This is a genomic window from Paraburkholderia tagetis (assembly GCF_022213065.1).
Taxonomy (GTDB): Bacteria; Pseudomonadota; Gammaproteobacteria; order Burkholderiales; family Burkholderiaceae; genus Paraburkholderia; species Paraburkholderia tagetis.
The window spans coordinates 259405-276656 of the sequence record NZ_JAKLJA010000003.1 but is presented as its reverse complement, the minus strand read 5'-3'; the positions used below and the strand labels follow the sequence as shown (position 1 = coordinate 276656).

14 protein-coding genes are annotated in these 17252 nt (G+C 63.9%); 9 read left to right on the top strand and 5 right to left on the bottom strand.

The window, feature by feature from the left end:
• Nucleotides 1-29 precede the first annotated feature (29 nt).
• From coaBC to dut, 3 genes are all read left to right on the top strand, one after another.
• Nucleotides 30-1259: a bifunctional phosphopantothenoylcysteine decarboxylase/phosphopantothenate--cysteine ligase CoaBC gene (coaBC, locus tag L5014_RS06380; protein WP_274389259.1), complete on the top strand. Its 1230-nt coding sequence runs from the start codon at nt 30-32 to the stop codon at nt 1257-1259.
• Nucleotides 1260-1326: 67 nt separating this feature from the next.
• Nucleotides 1327-2331 (top strand): LLM class flavin-dependent oxidoreductase, encoded by a 1005-nt coding sequence (locus L5014_RS06375; protein ID WP_238462731.1) that lies wholly within the window; start codon nt 1327-1329, stop codon nt 2329-2331.
• Nucleotides 2332-2362: 31 nt separating this feature from the next.
• The gene (gene dut, locus L5014_RS06370) at nt 2363-2809 is read left to right on the top strand and encodes a dUTP diphosphatase (protein ID WP_238462730.1); all 447 of its coding nucleotides are present in this window, start codon (nt 2363-2365) and stop codon (nt 2807-2809) included.
• 64 nt (nt 2810-2873) lie between these two features.
• Here the strand turns inward: dut and L5014_RS06365 are convergent, their stop codons facing one another.
• The 3 genes from L5014_RS06365 to clpS all read right to left on the bottom strand — a co-directional run bounded on the left by L5014_RS06365 (nt 2874) and on the right by clpS (nt 7147).
• Nucleotides 2874-4286, bottom strand: coding sequence for an amino acid permease (locus L5014_RS06365; protein WP_238462729.1), 1413 nt, complete (start codon nt 4284-4286; stop codon nt 2874-2876).
• Nucleotides 4287-4544: 258 nt separating this feature from the next.
• Nucleotides 4545-6836: an ATP-dependent Clp protease ATP-binding subunit ClpA gene (gene clpA, locus L5014_RS06360; protein ID WP_238462728.1), complete on the bottom strand. Its 2292-nt coding sequence runs from the start codon at nt 6834-6836 to the stop codon at nt 4545-4547.
• A complete protein-coding gene (clpS, locus tag L5014_RS06355; protein WP_238462727.1) occupies nt 6833-7147 on the bottom strand; it encodes an ATP-dependent Clp protease adapter ClpS in 315 nt (104 codons plus the stop codon). Before clpS ends, clpA begins: the two co-directional genes overlap by 4 nt.
• 664 nt (nt 7148-7811) lie before the next feature.
• Here clpS and cspD point away from each other — a divergent pair.
• Complete coding sequence (gene cspD, locus L5014_RS06350) at nt 7812-8018, top strand: cold shock domain-containing protein CspD (protein ID WP_017776809.1); 207 nt, start codon at nt 7812-7814, stop codon at nt 8016-8018.
• Between the two features lie 58 nt (nt 8019-8076).
• On the opposite strand, the gene L5014_RS06345 is transcribed toward cspD, so the two are convergent.
• On the bottom strand, nt 8077-9738 hold the full coding sequence (locus L5014_RS06345) for a multicopper oxidase family protein (RefSeq protein ID WP_238462726.1): 1662 nt from the start codon (nt 9736-9738) through the stop codon (nt 8077-8079).
• Between the two features lie 715 nt (nt 9739-10453).
• On the opposite strand from L5014_RS06345, the gene L5014_RS06340 reads away from it, so the two are divergent.
• Complete coding sequence (locus L5014_RS06340; protein ID WP_238462725.1) at nt 10454-11035, top strand: lipid-binding SYLF domain-containing protein; 582 nt, start codon at nt 10454-10456, stop codon at nt 11033-11035.
• Nucleotides 11036-11125: 90 nt separating this feature from the next.
• Here L5014_RS06340 and icd read toward each other — a convergent pair whose 3' ends face one another.
• On the bottom strand, nt 11126-12382 hold the full coding sequence (gene icd / locus L5014_RS06335; protein ID WP_238462724.1) for an NADP-dependent isocitrate dehydrogenase: 1257 nt from the start codon (nt 12380-12382) through the stop codon (nt 11126-11128).
• Nucleotides 12383-12751: 369 nt separating this feature from the next.
• On the opposite strand from icd, the gene L5014_RS06330 reads away from it, so the two are divergent.
• From L5014_RS06330 to fusA, 4 genes are all read left to right on the top strand, one after another.
• On the top strand, nt 12752-13348 hold the full coding sequence (locus L5014_RS06330; RefSeq protein ID WP_238462723.1) for a pseudouridine synthase: 597 nt from the start codon (nt 12752-12754) through the stop codon (nt 13346-13348).
• Between the two features lie 345 nt (nt 13349-13693).
• Complete coding sequence (locus L5014_RS06325) at nt 13694-13903, top strand: hypothetical protein (RefSeq protein WP_238462722.1); 210 nt, start codon at nt 13694-13696, stop codon at nt 13901-13903.
• A gap of 210 nt (nt 13904-14113) precedes the next feature.
• Nucleotides 14114-14641 (top strand): DUF192 domain-containing protein, encoded by a 528-nt coding sequence (locus L5014_RS06320; RefSeq protein WP_238462721.1) that lies wholly within the window; start codon nt 14114-14116, stop codon nt 14639-14641.
• Between the two features lie 473 nt (nt 14642-15114).
• Nucleotides 15115-17223, top strand: a complete 2109-nt coding sequence (fusA, locus tag L5014_RS06315) for an elongation factor G (RefSeq protein WP_238462720.1) — start codon at nt 15115-15117, stop codon at nt 17221-17223.
• Nucleotides 17224-17252: the final 29 nt, after the last annotated feature.

Here is a 17252-nt window from a genome sequence, read left to right as displayed (position 1 = left end):
GCGCGTCTCGGAGAGACAGGAGACCTGATTTGAACACCTCCGCTGCAAACCCGGGCGAGCTGACCGGACGCCACCTCGTGCTCGGCATGACGGGTGGCATCGCCTGCTACAAGATCGCCGAGCTCACGCGCCTGCTGACCAAGGCCGGCGCGACGGTGCAGATCGTGATGACCGAAGCGGCCACGCAGTTCATCACGCCGGTCACGATGCAGGCGCTCTCGGGCCGCCCCGTCTACACGAGCCAGTGGGACGGCCGCATGCCCAACAACATGGCGCACATCGACCTCTCGCGCGAGGCGGACGCCATCGTCGTCGCGCCCGCCTCCACCGACTTCCTTGCGAAGCTCGCGCACGGTTTCGCTGACGACCTGCTCTCCACGATGTGCGTCGCGCGCGACTGCCCGCTGCTGGTCGTGCCGGCCATGAACCGGCAGATGTGGAACAACCCGGCCACCCAGCGCAACGTCGCGCAACTGCGCGCGGACGGCGTTGAGACGCTCGGCCCCGATTCCGGCCCGCAGGCTTGCGGCGAAGTCGGCGACGGGCGCATGCTGGAGCCGGAAGCCATTTACGAGGCCATCGTCGCGTTCTTCGCGCCCAAGCTGCTTGCGGGCCGCAAGCTCCTGATCACGGCTGGACCGACCTTCGAGCCGCTCGACCCGGTGCGCGGCATCACGAACCGCTCGAGCGGCAAAATGGGCTTCGCGCTCGCGCGCGCGGCGCAGCAGGCCGGCGCCGAGGTGCATCTGGTCGCGGGCCCGGTCGCGCTGCCCACGCCGTGGGGCGTCTGGCGCGAAGACGTGCAGACCGCGCAGCAAATGTACGACGCGGTGATGCGCGAGGCACCTGATGCCGATGTTTTCATCGGCGTGGCCGCGGTGGCCGACTGGCGCGTCGATCACGTCGCCGAGCACAAGATCAAGAAGACCGCCGGGCAGCGCATGCCGACGTTCAGCTTCGTCGAGAACCCCGACATTCTGGCGTCGGTTGCGGCCATGCCGAATCCGCCGTACTGCGTGGGCTTCGCGGCCGAAAGCGGCGACCTCGAGGTGCACGGCGAAGAAAAGCGCGCGCGCAAGAAGGTGCCGCTGCTAATCGGCAATCTCGGCCCGCTCACCTTCGGCCAGGACGACAACGAAGTCGTGCTGTTCGAAGCTGCCGGCCGCACGCCGCTGCCGCGCGCGGCCAAGCAGGCGCTCGCGCAGACGCTGATCGCCGAAATCGCGCGGCGTCTGCCGGACCCGGGCATCATCTCGTGACGCGCGCGCCGGCGCCCTCGGGCGCTGACGCGCAGCGCCGCGAACGAAGTGAAGGAGCAGTACTGCCATGACACTGCTTTCGGTGCTGGACCAGTCGCCCGTGATCGCCGGGCACACCGCGGCGGACGCCATCGCCGCCACCGTCGAACTCGCACAGCTCGCCGACGACCTCGGCTACACGCGCTACTGGTGCGCCGAGCACCACGGCCTGCTGGGCGTGTGCAACCCCGCCCCAGAAGTCATGCTCGCGCACCTGGGCAGCGTGACCAAACGCATCCGCATCGGCTCGGGCGGCATCATGCTGCCCTACTACAGCCCGTTCAAGGTCGCCGAGCAGTTCATGATGCTCGAAGCGCTGTTCCCGGGGCGCGTCGATCTCGGCGTGGGCCGCGCGCCGGGCGGCGACATGCGCACCGCGCAGGCCGTCGCGGCGGGTGCCTACAATCGCGGCGACCAGTTCACGCAGCAGGTGCAGGATCTCGTCGGCCTGATGGACGGCACGCTCGCCACCGACCACCTTGCGCACGGCGTCGCATTGCAGCCGCAGATCGCCACGCGCCCGCAGCTCTGGGTGCTGGGCTCGAGCGACTTCGGCGGCGCGCTCGCCGCGCAACTCGGGCTGCGTTTCTCGTTCGCGCATTTCATTAACGCGCACTTCGGGCACCTGGTGGCCAACACCTACCGCGACACCTTCCTGCCCGGCCACGAGCAGAAGCCGTACCTCGCGTGCGCGGTGTTCGCGATCTGCGCCGACACCGAAGCCGAAGCCGCCGACCTCGAAAAAGCCGTCGACTTGCGCCGGGTGCAGATGGCCTATGGCCTGAACGCACCCATTCCGAGCCTCGAACAGGGCCGCGCACAGGAATACGGCGAGCGCGAGCAGGTCGTGATCGATCGCGAAAAACCGCGCAGCATCATCGGCACGCCCGAGAGCGTCACCGAGCGCCTGCACGCGCTCAAGGACAGCTTTCGCGCCGATGAACTCATCGTGCTGACCGTCGCAGGCAGCTACGCGGCACGCCTGCGCTCTTACGAACTTCTCGCAGAGGCCTTCCAGTTGCCTCGAAGCTGACTAACCCTGACCCCGATCGAATCGGAGCCTCATGAAAATCGACATCAAGATCCTGAACGAACGCATGCGCGACCAGCTGCCCCACTACGCGACGCCGGGCAGCGCGGGCCTCGACCTGCGCGCCTGCATCGAAACGCCGCTCACGCTCGAGCCCGGCGAAACGAAGCTCGTGCCGACCGGCCTCGCGATCCATCTGGCCGATCCGGGCTACGCGGCGCTGATCCTGCCGCGCTCGGGCCTCGGCCACAAGCACGGCATCGTGCTCGGCAACCTCGTCGGCCTGATCGACTCCGACTACCAGGGCGAGCTGATGATCTCCACCTGGAACCGCGGCCACACCACTTTCACGCTCAATCCGATGGAGCGCCTCGCACAACTCGTGATCGTGCCGGTCGTTCAGGCGCAGTTCAATCTCGTCGACGATTTCGACGCGAGCGAGCGCGGCACGGGCGGCTTCGGCAGCACGGGCAAGCACTGAGCCTCACGCACCCGTTCAGCACTCGCAGGAACCAAAAAGCACGCCGCGGCGTGCTTTTTTGCGTTCAGGGCGACCCTTGGATCTGCGCCGCAGGGTGCCGCCGGCGATACCACAGCGCGTACACCACCACGAGCACCGCCAGGAACGCCAGCCCATATGCAAGCGTCATGCGGAATTCGCGTGTGAACGCGGTGCCGACCAGGATGCCTAGCATTAGCAGCGCGCCCAGCACGCTCATGAACGGAAAGCCCCACATACGGAATTCGAGCGGCGCACTCCCATCGCTCCCGCGCTGCACGCGGAAGAAAATCTGCGTCACGAAAATCATGAACCACGTGAACATCGCGCCGAACATCGCAATCGACATCATCAGCGTGAACGCCGCCTGCGGCCAGAGCGCGTTGAGCACGGCCGCCACGGCGATGCCGATGGTCGAGAGCGAGAGCGCCGCCGTCGGCACGCCGTTGGGCGTGAGCCGCCCGAACGCCGCCGGCGCGTAGCCCGCGCGCGAGAGGCTGAACATCATGCGCGTGGTGATATAGAGCTGGCTGTTCATGGCCGAGAGCGCGGCCACGAGCACGATGAAGTTGATCGCGCCCGCCGCGTACGGCACGCCGGTTTCGGCCATCACCCTCACGAAGGGGCTTTCGTTGCCGCCCGCCTCGGTCCAGGGGACGATGGCGAGCATGAGCGCGAGCGTGAGCAGGTAGAACAGCACGAGGCGCAGCACCGTGGCGCGGAACGCGCGCGTGACCGCACGGGCCGGATCCCTGGCTTCCGCCGCGGCAACCGCGATGGTTTCCACGCCCAGATAGCTGAAAAGCGAAACGATCGTGCCCACCCAGACGCCCCACCAGCCCTTGGGCAGCAGCCCGCCGTGCGACGTGTAGTTCGCGAACCCCACGCCCGAGCCGGCGGGCGCGCGCCACACGAACCAGGCGCCCAGCACGATGAACGCGACGATGGCCGCAATCTTGAGGCTGGAAAAGAGATACTCGATGGTGCCGTAGGCCCGCACGCTCATGGCGTTCACGACGATCAGCGCCGCCGAGAACCCGACGATCCAGTAGAGCCCCGGCACCTGCGGGAACCAGAACTTCATGTAGATGGCGATGGCCGCGACTTCGGTGCCCACGGCCAGCACATAGGCGGACCAGTAAGCGTAGCGCACGACGAAGCCGGCGAGCGGACCGATATAGTGCTCGGCATACGCGCCGAACGATCCCGAGGTCGGATGCGCGACGGTCATCTCGGCAAGCGCGCCCATCAGCAACAAGGCGATCAGCGCGCCGATGGCATAGGACACGAGCACGCCCGGCCCGGCAAAACCGATGGCGAAGCCGCTGCCGAGAAAGAGCCCGGTGCCCACCGCGCCGCCGATGGCGATCATTGTCATCTGGCCCGCGGACAAGCCTTGGCGCAGCCCCTGCTCGCGCTCGACGATGGAGTCGAACGCGCCCGATTTACGTGGTACCACTCTTACACCCCTGCTTTGCGCAAACGCACTGAAGCGCTGCGCATCGTGAAAACGCCAACGGCGAGATAAACGCCTATTTTACTTTGCGGCGCCTCATTCACCTTGACACCCGGGCATCGGGTCATGACGCGGACGACGCAATTATTTCGGATTCCTGCTTTTCATACCCAAAATAAAACGGCGTAGCCCGTGATGAGCTACGCCGTTGTGCCTTGAAACTTGCGCGCGCTTCGCGCCGCCGCAGTTATTCCACGGCAGTTATTCCACTTCCACCGCTTCCGGATTACGCGGCGCCGGCTGCGCGTCGAACGTGAGCTGGATCTTGTCCTCGTCGTCCACGTCCACGGTCACGCGGCCGCCGTTCATGAGCTTGCCGAACAGCAGTTCGTCGGCGAGCGCACGGCGGATCGTGTCCTGGATCAGGCGTTGCATCGGCCGCGCGCCCATGAGCGGGTCGAAACCGTGCTTGGCCAGATGCTTGCGCAGCGCATCGGTGAAGAGCGCGTCGACCTTCTTCTCATGCAACTGGTCTTCCAGTTGCATGAGGAACTTGTCGACCACGCGCATGATGATTTCCTCATCGAGCGCACGGAAGCTGATCGTCTGATCGAGCCGGTTGCGGAACTCGGGCGTGAACAGCCGCTTGATATCGGCCATTTCGTCGCCCTGCTCGCGCCGGGTCGTGAAACCGATCGTCGACTTGTTCATCGTGTCGGCGCCCGCGTTCGTCGTCATGATGATAATGACGTTGCGGAAGTCCGCCTTGCGGCCGTTGTTGTCGGTCAGCGTGCCATGGTCCATCACCTGCAGCAGCACGTTGAAGATGTCCGGGTGCGCCTTCTCGATTTCGTCGAGCAGCAGCACGCAGTGCGGCTTCTTCGTGACGGCCTCGGTCAGCAGGCCACCCTGATCGAACCCCACATAGCCCGGCGGCGCGCCGATCAGACGGCTCACCGCATGGCGCTCCATGTACTCCGACATGTCGAAGCGGATCAGCTCGATGCCGAGCGTGAACGCGAGCTGACGCGCCACTTCGGTCTTGCCGACGCCGGTCGGGCCGGAGAACAGGAACGAGCCGATCGGCTTGTCGGTCTTGCCCAGACCCGCGCGCGCCATCTTGATCGAAGCCGAAAGCGCGTCGATGGCGGGATCCTGGCCGAACACGACAGCTTTCAGATCGCGGTCGAGCGTCTGGAGCTTGCTGCGGTCGTCCTGCGACACGCTTTGCGCCGGCACGCGCGCGATCTTCGAGATGATCTCTTCGATCTCGCTCTTGCCGATGGTCTTTTTCTGCTTCGACTTCGGCAGGATGCGCTGCGCCGCGCCCGCTTCGTCGATCACGTCGATCGCCTTGTCGGGCAAATGACGGTCGGTGATGAAGCGCGCGGAAAGCTCGGCCGCCGCGTTCAGCGCGCCCGACGAATACTTCACGCCGTGGTGCTCTTCGAAGCGCGACTTCAGGCCGCGCAGAATCGCCACCGTCTGCTCGACGGTAGGCTCGACCACGTCGATCTTCTGGAAGCGCCGCGAGAGCGCCGCGTCCTTTTCGAAGATGCCGCGGTATTCCGTGAACGTGGTCGCGCCGATGCACTTGAGCGTGCCCGACGAAAGCGCCGGCTTGAGCAGATTCGAAGCATCGAGCGTGCCGCCCGAGGCAGCGCCCGCGCCGATCAGCGTATGAATCTCGTCGATGAAGAGAATCGCGTGCGGACGCTCCTTGAGCTCCTTGAGCACCGTCTTCAGACGCTGTTCGAAGTCGCCGCGATATTTCGTGCCTGCCAGCAACGCGCCCATGTCGAGCGAGTAGACCTGTGCGTCCGCGAGAATGTCCGGCACTTCGCCGCGCGTGATGCGCCAGGCGAGGCCTTCCGCGATGGCGGTCTTGCCCACGCCGGCTTCACCCACGAGCAGCGGATTGTTCTTGCGGCGGCGGCACAGCACCTGCACCACGCGTTCGACCTCGAGCTCGCGCCCGATCAGCGGATCGATGCGCCCGTCCTTCGCCATCTGGTTCAGATTCTGCGTGAACTGGGCGAGCGGGGTTTCCTTCTGGCCTGCCGCGTCTTCGGCTTCGGCATTCGCGTCGCTGGCCTTGGCGGCTTCGCCGCTACCGGTCTTCGCGATACCGTGCGAAATGAAATTCACCACGTCCAGACGCGTGACACCCTGCTGTTGCAGGTAGTACACCGCGTGCGAGTCCTTTTCGCCGAAGATCGCGACCAGCACGTTCGCGCCCGTCACTTCCTTCTTGCCGTTGGAAGTGGACTGAACGTGCATGATCGCGCGCTGGATCACGCGCTGGAACCCAAGCGTCGGCTGCGTATCGACGTCGTCCGTGCCGGGAACCGTAGGGGTGTTGTCGTGAATAAAGTTGCGCAGGTTCTGTCGCAGGTCTTCGATATTCGCGGCGCACGCTCGCAGCACCTCCGCCGCTGTTGGGTTATCCAACAGCGCCAGCAAAAGATGCTCGACCGTGATGAACTCATGCCGCGCTTGACGTGCTTCCATGAACGCCATGTGCAGGCTGACTTCCAGTTCCTGGGCAATCATGCTTCCTCCATCACACACTGCAGCGGGTGCCCCGCTTGCCGCGCGTGGGTAACGACTTGCTCAACCTTGGTCGACGCGATGTCCCGCGTATAGACCCCACAAACGCCCCTGCCCTCGCGATGCACCTTCAACATGATCTGTGTTGCGGTCTCGCGATCCTTATTGAAATATTCCTGCACGATCATCACGACGAATTCCATCGGCGTGTAGTCGTCATTCATCAGCACGACCTTGTACATGGAGGGCGGTTTGACCTTTTGCTCCTGCCGCTCCACTACGGTTGAATCCTGCTTGTCCGGGATAATCGCCATACACCCATTCTAAACAACTCGGACAGGCCCGCAATCCTGCCGAAACCCGACCGGCCGTCCGGTGAACCGGGCCGCCGCACCGTGCGGACAATCCCGGCGCAGCCCCCCTTTTTCCGGACTCGATCAGTCTCGCCCAACGCGTACTTCAAACCGTACTTTCGTGGGCGCCCGGCTGCGGGGGCCGGTTCGAACCATACCGCCAGCAGCTTTCGGGCCACCGTTGAATCGAGTATCGCACAACCTGCGCGCCCACGTGGCCAGCTACTGTCGGCCTCCGCACGCACACCGTCGGATTCCGTGCTGCAGTGCATCCCATGTGAGTCGATTATGCGACTTTTCAAGACAGCTCGCGTCACTGCGACCGGATAAAAAACGAACCCGATGAGTGCACCGGCAACCGGCTGCGATTTCCGCCTCGCGCAGCCGCAAGAAAAGCCGGAAAAACCCTGGAAATGCGTTCTTTACAACGCGTCAGATGGCGTCTCAAAATATTCTTGACAGCAGAATAAAGAGCCCCAACAATCAAGCTGGCACTTTTTTCAACCGCCTTTATTTTCGAAAAAATGCCGTTGGTGAGCTTGTGAGGAGGGGGCGCTCGCAACATGCGATCGTTTAGCTTTTCGAACTGCTCTTGGTAGTGACATGAGTTACAGGGGAAGTTGGTATGGCAACCGGTACGGTTAAGTGGTTCAACGACGCGAAGGGTTTTGGCTTCATCACGCCGGACGAAGGCGGTGAGGATCTGTTTGCTCATTTTTCGGCCATCCAGATGAATGGCTTCAAGACCCTCAAAGAAGGTCAGAAGGTGAGCTTCGAGGTCGTGCAAGGCCCGAAGGGTAAACAGGCATCGAACATTCAGGCTGCAGCCTGATCTGTTCGGTACCCGTACCTGAGAAACCCGGCTTCGGCCGGGTTTCTTTTTTGGGGCGCTAGATCACGCGCAGCGTGCCCATCATGCCGAGGTCCTCGTGCTCGAGGATGTGGCAATGGAACATGCGCTCGCCCGCAGCGTGCTGCACGGTCGCGATGTGCACGCTTTCTCCCGGTTTTACGTTGACGGTATCGCGCCATGCGAGATACGGCTCGTCCACGCGCGTGGCGCCCGTCGTTCCCGTAGTTGTGCCCGTAGTTGTGCCCGTAGTTGTGCCCGTCGTTGTGCCCGTCTCGCGCGCGATCACCTGAAACTGCGTACCGTGCAGATGGAACGGATGATCCATGTCCGTGCGGTTCGCAATCGTCCAGTGCTCGACCTCGCCGCGGCGGCTCGTGAACGTGATGCGTTCGGGATCGTAGGTCTCGCCGTTGATCATGAATTGCATGCCGTGTGGCATACCCGATCTTGATGCGCCTGGCTGGTGCATCGCATGCATGTCCATGGCTTCGCTGAACACCACCGATTTTTGCGCGAGCGCTGCCACGGCCGCGCCACGCGGCAGCAATGGTGCGATCGGACGCAGTTGCGCGGGCAATGCCGGCGCCTCGCCCTGCGGCGCGAATCGCACCTGAGCTAGCGCGATCGACGGCGCAGGCGGCAAGCTGCCGTGTGACATCGCCATCTTGCGCCGGTCGTACTGCGCGGCAATCAGGCGCGCGCTCGACGCGCCCTGCCCCGCGCGCACGATCAGCTCGGCGCGCTCGCCCGGCGCGAGCAACAGCGAGGTCACGCCCTCGCGTGGCGCGGCGAGCAGGCCGCCATCGGTACCGACCAGCGCGAAAGCGCGGCCATCGTCGAACGCGAGCTGCACATAACGCGCGTTGCAGCCGTTCCAGACGCGCCAGCGCTCGTCGCGCACGACTTCGATGCGCGGCTCACGCGCGCCGTTCACGAGCACGAACTGGCCCTCGCGGCCATTCATCCAGTCCATCATGCCGTTCGCGGGAATCGTGCCGTCGGCGGCCAGCTTGAGGTCGGAGACGAATACATGGCGCTCCGGCCACGCGGCAAGCGGATCATTCGCGGCACGCACGATGATCGGGCCCGCGAGCCCGCGAAACACCTGCTCGGACGAGAGCATGTGCGGGTGCGGGTGATACCAGTAGGTGCCGGCGCTGCCCTCGGGCAGTGTGAACCGGTAGACGCGCTCGGCGCCGGGCGCCACGAGGTTCATGGGATTGCCGTCCTGATCGGGCGGCACCGGCAGACCGTGCCAGTGAATCGTGGACGGCTGCGGCAGTCGGTTGACGAAGCGGATTTCGACGGTGTCGCCTTCGCGCACGTCGATCAACGGGCCGATCACGGGGCCGGCGCCATTGGCCTTGTCACTCGCATCGTCCGCATCGCCCGCGTCGTATTGCCAGAAGGTGGTCGCCGGCTGACCGGCGAGCAACGGCCGCGCCACGGGCCGGGCGATCAGCGTCGCGCGAAAATGCCCCGCTTCGCGGCTCTCGTTCGCCAGCGTGCGCAACATCGCCAGCGGCGCGCCGGCGGGCAAGGCGTCAGGCGCCGCGAGCGGCGCCTGCGCGTGCATCATGGCGCCCATGTCCGCCATGCCGGACATCGCATGCCCGCGCTGCTGGGCCAAGACCGGGCGCGCAAACAGCGATGCCGCGGCGGCGCTCAGCGCGCCGGACAAAAAAGTTCTGCGTTTCATCGATGAATTCCTCAAACACACCTGACGACGCGACGCGCAAAGACAGCGCGCCGCGCGTACGGCCTTTGGCTTCGCATGCGTCACACCGCACGACGAAGCCCCTCGGGCATGCATCGGGCCGCCCCCGCATCATGAGACGAAGGAGTGCCCGCGTTCAGACGATGGGAGGCGGTAGCGGAGGCGCGTGGGTGATGCCCGCGCGCAGTGCGGCGGCAGGAGCAAAGCGTGGGGAATGCCTTGGCACGCCCGCAGCGACGCGCGTGCCGCCAGGCGGTGCGGCGCAATGCGCGCAGCAGCCAGTAGCACAGCCACTCGCGTGGCCGGCACAACCGCTATGCGGGCTTGCATGCTCCATGACGCCGCAATGAGCGTTTGCCGCGACTTCGTGCGCGGCAAACGAGACCGGCGATGGGACCGCGCCTCGTTGCACGGGCTCGCATGCGCTGGCGCCGCTCATGGCAAAGAGCGCGAACAGGCCAGCGAGGAGGAGACGGCACAGGAACGTCATGCGAAACAAGACAGCAAATGAGCGCAATTGATGCGCGTCATGATAGCGCACAGTCGGCCTCGTAATGCGCCCCAGATCGCACTGCATGCCGTGAGTACAACAAAGAAATATGCAGGACTGCTCGATAAGATCTGCGCCGTCTCGCCCGCGCCCGGAAACGGAATGCCCTGACGAGCGCCATCCAAACAAAAACGGAGCGTCACTACCATGTCTCTCAGACCCCTGCGCATCGCCGCGCTGCTTTCCGCGCTGCTCGTTGCCGCCTGCTCGACCACGGTCTCCAACACCGCCTCGCCCGCCAGCGAAGCAACTGCGCGCGCGCAGCTCGAACAGGCGGCGCGTGCAGCCCTGGGCAAGCTCTATTTGAACTCGAAGAATGCGACGGAACTCAGCACCAATGCCGCGGGCATTCTGGTCTTTCCAAGCGTCGTGAAGGCGGGCTTGTTGATCGGCGGAGAAGGCGGCAAGGGCGTGTTGTTCTCGGCTGACGGTGCGAAGGTACTGGGCTATTACAGCGTCGCGGCGGTGTCGTGCTGCCTGCAAGTGGGCGCACAGGACTATTCGGAAGCCATGATCCTGATGACACCGGAAGCAATTCAAGGCCTTAACAAGGCCGATGGCTGGGCAGTCGGCATGGGCCCGACCGTCGTCGTCTCCAATTCGGGCGCGGCCAAGGACATCACGACCACCACCGAGAAGGCGGATGTCTATGCATTCATCTATGGGCAGTCCGGCCTGATGGCGGGCCTAGGCGTACAAGGGCAAAAGATTACGCGACTCGTCGACTAAGAATTCATCGTGCTTGAAAGCAGATAATTCCGAAGCAAAAAACCCCGGCAGCCTTTTCGGTCGCCGGGGTATTCGTGTACATCGACTGCATCACATATTGTCGATCATCACCTGGCCGAAGGCCGAGCAGGACACTTGCGTCGCGCCTTCCATGAGCCGCGCGAAATCGTAGGTCACGCGCTTCTGCAGAATCGACTTCTCCATCGAAGCGATGATGAGATCCGCCGCCTCCGTCCAGCCGAGGTGGCGCAGCATCATTTCAGCGGAAAGAATCTCCGAGCCCGGATTCACATAATCCTTGCCTGCGTACTTCGGCGCCGTGCCGTGCGTGGCTTCGAACATCGCCACCGAATCCGACATGTTCGCGCCCGGTGCAATGCCGATGCCGCCCACTTGCGCGGCCAGCGCGTCCGAGATGTAGTCGCCGTTCAGATTCAGCGTGGCGATCACGTCGTATTCGGCCGGGCGCAGCAGGATCTGCTGTAGGAAAGCATCGGCGATCACGTCCTTGATCACGATGTCGCCGCCCGTCTTCGGGTTCTTGACCTTCATCCAGGGGCCGCCGTCGATGAGTTCCGCCGCGAACTCCTTCTGCGCGAGCGCATAGCCGTAGTCGCGGAACGCGCCCTCGGTGAACTTCATGATGTTGCCCTTGTGCACGAGCGTCACCGAACGGCGCTCGTTGTCGATCGCGTACTGGATCGCTTTGCGCACGAGACGCTCCGTACCTTCGCGCGAGACCGGCTTGATGCCGAGACCCGAGCTGTCCGGGAAGCGGATCTTGGAGACGCCCATCTCTTCGCGCAGGAACTTGATGATCTTCTTCGCGCCTTCCGATTCCGCCGGCCACTCGATACCCGCGTAGATGTCTTCCGAGTTCTCGCGGAAGATCACCATGTTGACCTTCTCAGGTGCGCGCACCGGCGACGGCACGCCCTTGAAGTACTGCACCGGACGCAGACACACATAGAGGTCGAGCTGCTGGCGCAGCGCCACGTTCAGCGAGCGGATGCCGCCGCCCACCGGCGTCGTGAGCGGGCCCTTGATCGACACGACATAGTCCTTCACGACCTCAAGCGTCTCGTCGGGCAGCCACACATCAGGGCCATATACGCGCGTGGCCTTTTCGCCCGCGTAGATCTCCATCCAGTGAATCTTGCGCTTGCCCGCGTAGGCTTTCTGGACCGCCGCGTCGACCACCTTGAGCATGACCGGAGTAATGTCGACGCCGGTACCGTCGCCCTCGATATACGGGATGATCGGCTGATCGGAGACATTGAGCGAAAAATCCGGATTGACGGTGATCTTTTCACCGCTGGCCGGGACCTTAATGTGCTGATACGGCATGATCAACTCCAGTAGGGGGATCGGTCTGTCGACCGCGAAGAGAATCGAAAAACAGTATGTGCTTGACGGCAGGCCGGCTGTGTGCGGCGGCACCAGGGTCTGGTCGTTATTCTAGCCCACGCCCCGAGCGCTCGGGCCGTCGGCTCCGCGGCGCGTTCATACTGCGCTGCAACGCGCAGGTGGCGGTGACGGCCTCACAGCCCGATGCCGGTTCGCGCCCGCCGCCCAACGCGCATGTTTTGCGCATGTTTTATGTCTTATATAAGACTCACCACTCAACGTGGCGCGTTATGCATTAATATCGCGGCGCACCCTGATTTCCACTTTTCATTTTTCGTCGGCACGCTTGCCCCTTTTGCCCTCTTCGTCATGCGCTTGATCGCTCTCAACAAACCGTTCGGCACGATTTGCCAGTTCTCGCCGCACGAAACGCGCCAGTCGCTTGCGGACTGGGTCAAGACGCCGGGCGTCTATCCAGCCGGCCGTCTCGATGCGGACAGCGAAGGCCTGCTGCTGCTCACCGACGACGGCGCGCTGCAATCGCGTATTGCCGAACCGCGGCGCAAGCTCGTGAAGCGTTACTGGGCACAGGTCGAAGGCGCGCCCGGTGACGCCGCGCTCGCGGCGCTCGAGCGCGGCGTCGATCTCGGCGATTTCGTGACGCAGCCCTGCCGCGCCAAAAAAATCGCCGATGCCGACACCGATCTCCTGTGGCCGCGCACACCGCCCATTCGCTATCGCGCGGCGATTCCGACCACGTGGATCGAACTCGCCATCAGCGAGGGCAAGAACCGCCAGGTACGGCGCATGACCGCGGCGGTGGGATTTCCCACGCTGCGTCTCGTGCGCGTGGCAATCGGTTCGCTCGATATTTTTTCTCTGGGACTCGTCCCCGGCGCGAGTGTCGAGGTCCCCACCGATGCCCCCTGGCGCCGCGCGACACCCACGCGTGCCGCGCACAAGTGACTGTTGCGCAAGCACTTTTCGCTCGTTCGCGCCTTGTTGCATGCGCCGCGTATCGGCGTGTTGCCGTGCAAATCTGGCGCAAGACGAAGCAAATAAATATTTCGCGTCAACCGGTTCGCGAAACCATGCGTTATTTCACGCAGATGCCGCCCGAAGCTATCCGGCATTCAGCCTTCCGGGTCCTCGTGTAGCAATGCACGGTCCCGACCGCTGACAGATATGGTCGCGAATTTGTTCCGAATTTGTCGATCGTGACTGTCAACCGAAAGGTGGATGGCACGTTTACCGACCTGACTCCAATAACCGGGTCACTTGGTTAATTAACTCAAGCTGAGGATTCACAACATGAACAAACTGATCGCTGCTCTGGTCGCTGGCCTCTTCGCAACGGCTGCATTCGCACAAGCTTCGGCTCCGGAAGCTGCTGCTCCGGCATCGGCAGCTCCGGCTGCTGCTGCTTCGGCACCGGCTCACAAGGCTACGCACAAGAAGTCGCACAAGAAGTCGCACAAGAAGGCAGCTAAGGCTGAAGCCGCTTCGGCAGCTTCGGAGTAAGCTCGCTGAAAGACGCATCGAAGAACGGCGCATCGCGCCGATCTTCACCGCGGTTGAAAGGCAGAGTGTCGCAAGGCGCTCTGCCTTTTTGTTTTTGCATTGCCCATCAAGCGTTGAACGCGCTGCGGCCACGAGGTCGCTGCACGTTTTGACCCGCGTTGACGTACTCGCGTAACATGCGCGGATTATTCTCAAGCAAGGAGCCTACTCGTGCGATTTTCCCTGCGCCCGCTCATCGCGCGTTGCACGCTCGCCGTCGCTTTGCCGCTCGCCGTGGTCGGCACCATCGCGGCCCTCACGTTCACGACGGCCGCCACCAGCAGCGTCGCGCATGCCCAGCAGATGCCGCCCGGCGCCAAGCAGCCCGGCGACTTTCCGCACGTGAAACTCACGGCAGGCATGTTCGTCATCGACGCCGCCGTGGCCGCCAATGACGCCGACCGCGAGCAAGGCCTCATGTATCGCACGCAGCTCGCGCCGAACGAAGGCATGCTGTTCGCATTCGGCGAGAACGCCGTGCACTGCTTCTGGATGAAGAACACGCTGATCCCGCTGTCGATCGCGTTCATGCGCGCTGACGGCACGATCACGGACATCGACGAAATGCAGGCCGAAACCACCAATAACCACTGCCCGCGCAATAACGGCACCTACGCGCTCGAAATGAGCAAGGGCTGGTTCACGACGAAGGGCATCAAGCCCGGCATGAAGATGCAAGGCCTGCCGCCGCTGCAGTAGGCGCTCAGGTTCGTCGGGCCAGGTTCGTCGCTCAGGTTCGTCGCTCAGGTTCGTCGCTCAGGTTCGTCGCTCAGGTTCGTCGCTCAGGTTCGTCGCTCAGGTTCGTCGCTCAGGTTCGTCGCTCAGGTTCGTCGCTCAGGTTCGTTCGACCTGGCACGTTCGATCTGGCGTCGTCAGCCCACCGATACACACACGAGCCGGCCCCCGCAGTCCGCGGCGCCGGTTTTTTTGCGCCCGCGCCCGCGTCTCGCCACACCACGACGCCTTGGGCGAGCGGCCTTTTCGGGCTCTGACACCCGTTCAGCAAAAGCGCCGCGCAAGCGCTATCCTAGTAATCCGCCGCGCGGCGCGCGCCTGCTCAAAGCACGCTGCAACACCCCGAGCACGCCGCCGCGCGGACCGCCGGACCGCGCGCAGGCCGCGCCGCGCGCCGCCCGGCACTTTCCATGGCGCGTTATTCCAAGGAGATCACCGTGCCTCGCAAGACTCCCATCGAGCGCTATCGCAACATCGGGATCAGCGCTCACATCGATGCCGGCAAAACCACGACGACCGAGCGCATCCTCTTCTACACCGGCGTGAATCACAAGCTGGGCGAGGTTCACGACGGCGCGGCGACCATGGACTGGATGGAGCAGGAACAGGAACGCGGCATCACCATCACATCGGCCGCGACCACCGCGTTCTGGAAGGGCATGGCCGGCAACTACCCCGAGCATCGCATCAACATCATCGACACCCCGGGGCACGTCGACTTCACCATCGAAGTCGAGCGCTCCATGCGCGTGCTCGACGGCGCCTGCATGGTGTACGACTCCGTGGGCGGCGTGCAGCCGCAATCGGAAACCGTGTGGCGCCAGGCGAACAAGTACAAGGTGCCGCGCATTGCGTTCGTCAACAAGATGGACCGCGTCGGTGCGGATTTCTTCCGCGTGCAGCGGCAGATCGGCGAGCGCCTGAAGGGCCTGGCCGTGCCCATCCAGATTCCGGTGGGCGCCGAAGACCACTTCCAGGGCGTGGTCGATCTCGTGAAGATGAAGGCGATCGTCTGGGACGACGAGAGCCAGGGCGTGAAGTTCGAGTACGAGGACATTCCCGCCAATCTCATCGAGCTTGCGCACGCGTGGCGCGAAAAAATGGTCGAAGCCGCCGCCGAAGCCGACGAAACGCTGCTCGATAAGTACCTCCACGACCACGAGAGCCTGACCGAGGAAGAGATCAAGTCCGGGCTGCGCAAGCGCACGATCGCCAACGAGATCGTGCCGATGCTCTGCGGCAGCGCGTTCAAGAACAAGGGCGTGCAGGCGATGCTCGACGCCGTGATCGACTATCTGCCCTCGCCCGTGGACGTGCCCGCGATTCTCGGCCACGACCTCCACGACCAGGAGATCGAGCGTCACCCGAGCGACGACGAGCCGTTTTCCGCGCTCGCGTTCAAGATCATGACCGACCCGTTCGTCGGCCAGTTGATCTTCTTCCGCGTTTATTCGGGCGTGGTGAATTCGGGCGACACGGTGCTCAACGCCACCAAGGACAAGAAGGAGCGCCTCGGGCGCATCCTGCAGATGCACGCGAACGAGCGCAAGGAAATCAAGGAGGTGCGCGCGGGCGACATCGCGGCGGCCGTGGGCCTGAAGGAAGCGACGACGGGCGACACGCTCTGCGATCCGGCGCATGCCATCGTGCTCGAAAAGATGATCTTCCCCGAGCCCGTGATCTCGCAGGCCGTCGAGCCGAAGACCAAGGCCGACCAGGAGAAGATGGGCATCGCGCTCAATCGGCTCGCGCAGGAAGACCCGTCGTTCCGCGTGCAAACCGACGAGGAATCCGGCCAGACCATCATCTCGGGCATGGGCGAGCTGCACCTCGAAATTCTCGTCGATCGCATGAGGCGCGAATTCAACGTCGAAGCAACCGTCGGCAAGCCGCAGGTGGCGTATCGCGAGACCGTGAAGCACAAGGTCGAAGATGTCGAAGGCAAGTTCGTCAAGCAATCGGGCGGGCGCGGGCAATACGGCCACGCGGTCATTACGCTCGAGCCGCAGCCGCCGGGCAAGGGCTACGAATTCGTCGACGCCATCAAGGGCGGCGTGATTCCGCGCGAGTTCATTCCGGCCGTCGACAAGGGCATTCAGGAGACGCTCAAGGCCGGCGTGCTCGCGGGCTATCCCGTGGTCGACACGAAGGTGACGCTCACGTTCGGCTCGTACCACGACGTGGACTCCAACGAGAATGCGTTCCGCATGGCCGGCTCGATGGCCTTCAAGGAAGCGATGCGCAAGGCCAAGCCGATCCTGCTCGAACCGATGATGGCCGTCGAAGTCGAGACGCCCGAGGACTTCATGGGCAACGTGATGGGCGACCTCTCCAGCCGGCGCGGCATCGTGCAGGGCATGGAGGACATCGCGGGCGGCGGCGGCAAGATCGTGCGCGCCGAGGTGCCGCTCTCGGAGATGTTCGGCTACTCCACGTCGCTGCGCTCGCTCACGCAGGGCCGCGCCACTTACACGATGGAGTTCAAGCACTACGCCGAAACGCCGCAAAACGTGGCCGAGGCGGTCATCAGCTCGAAGAAGCAATAGGACGCTCGCCGCGCCTCGTCTGCACGCGA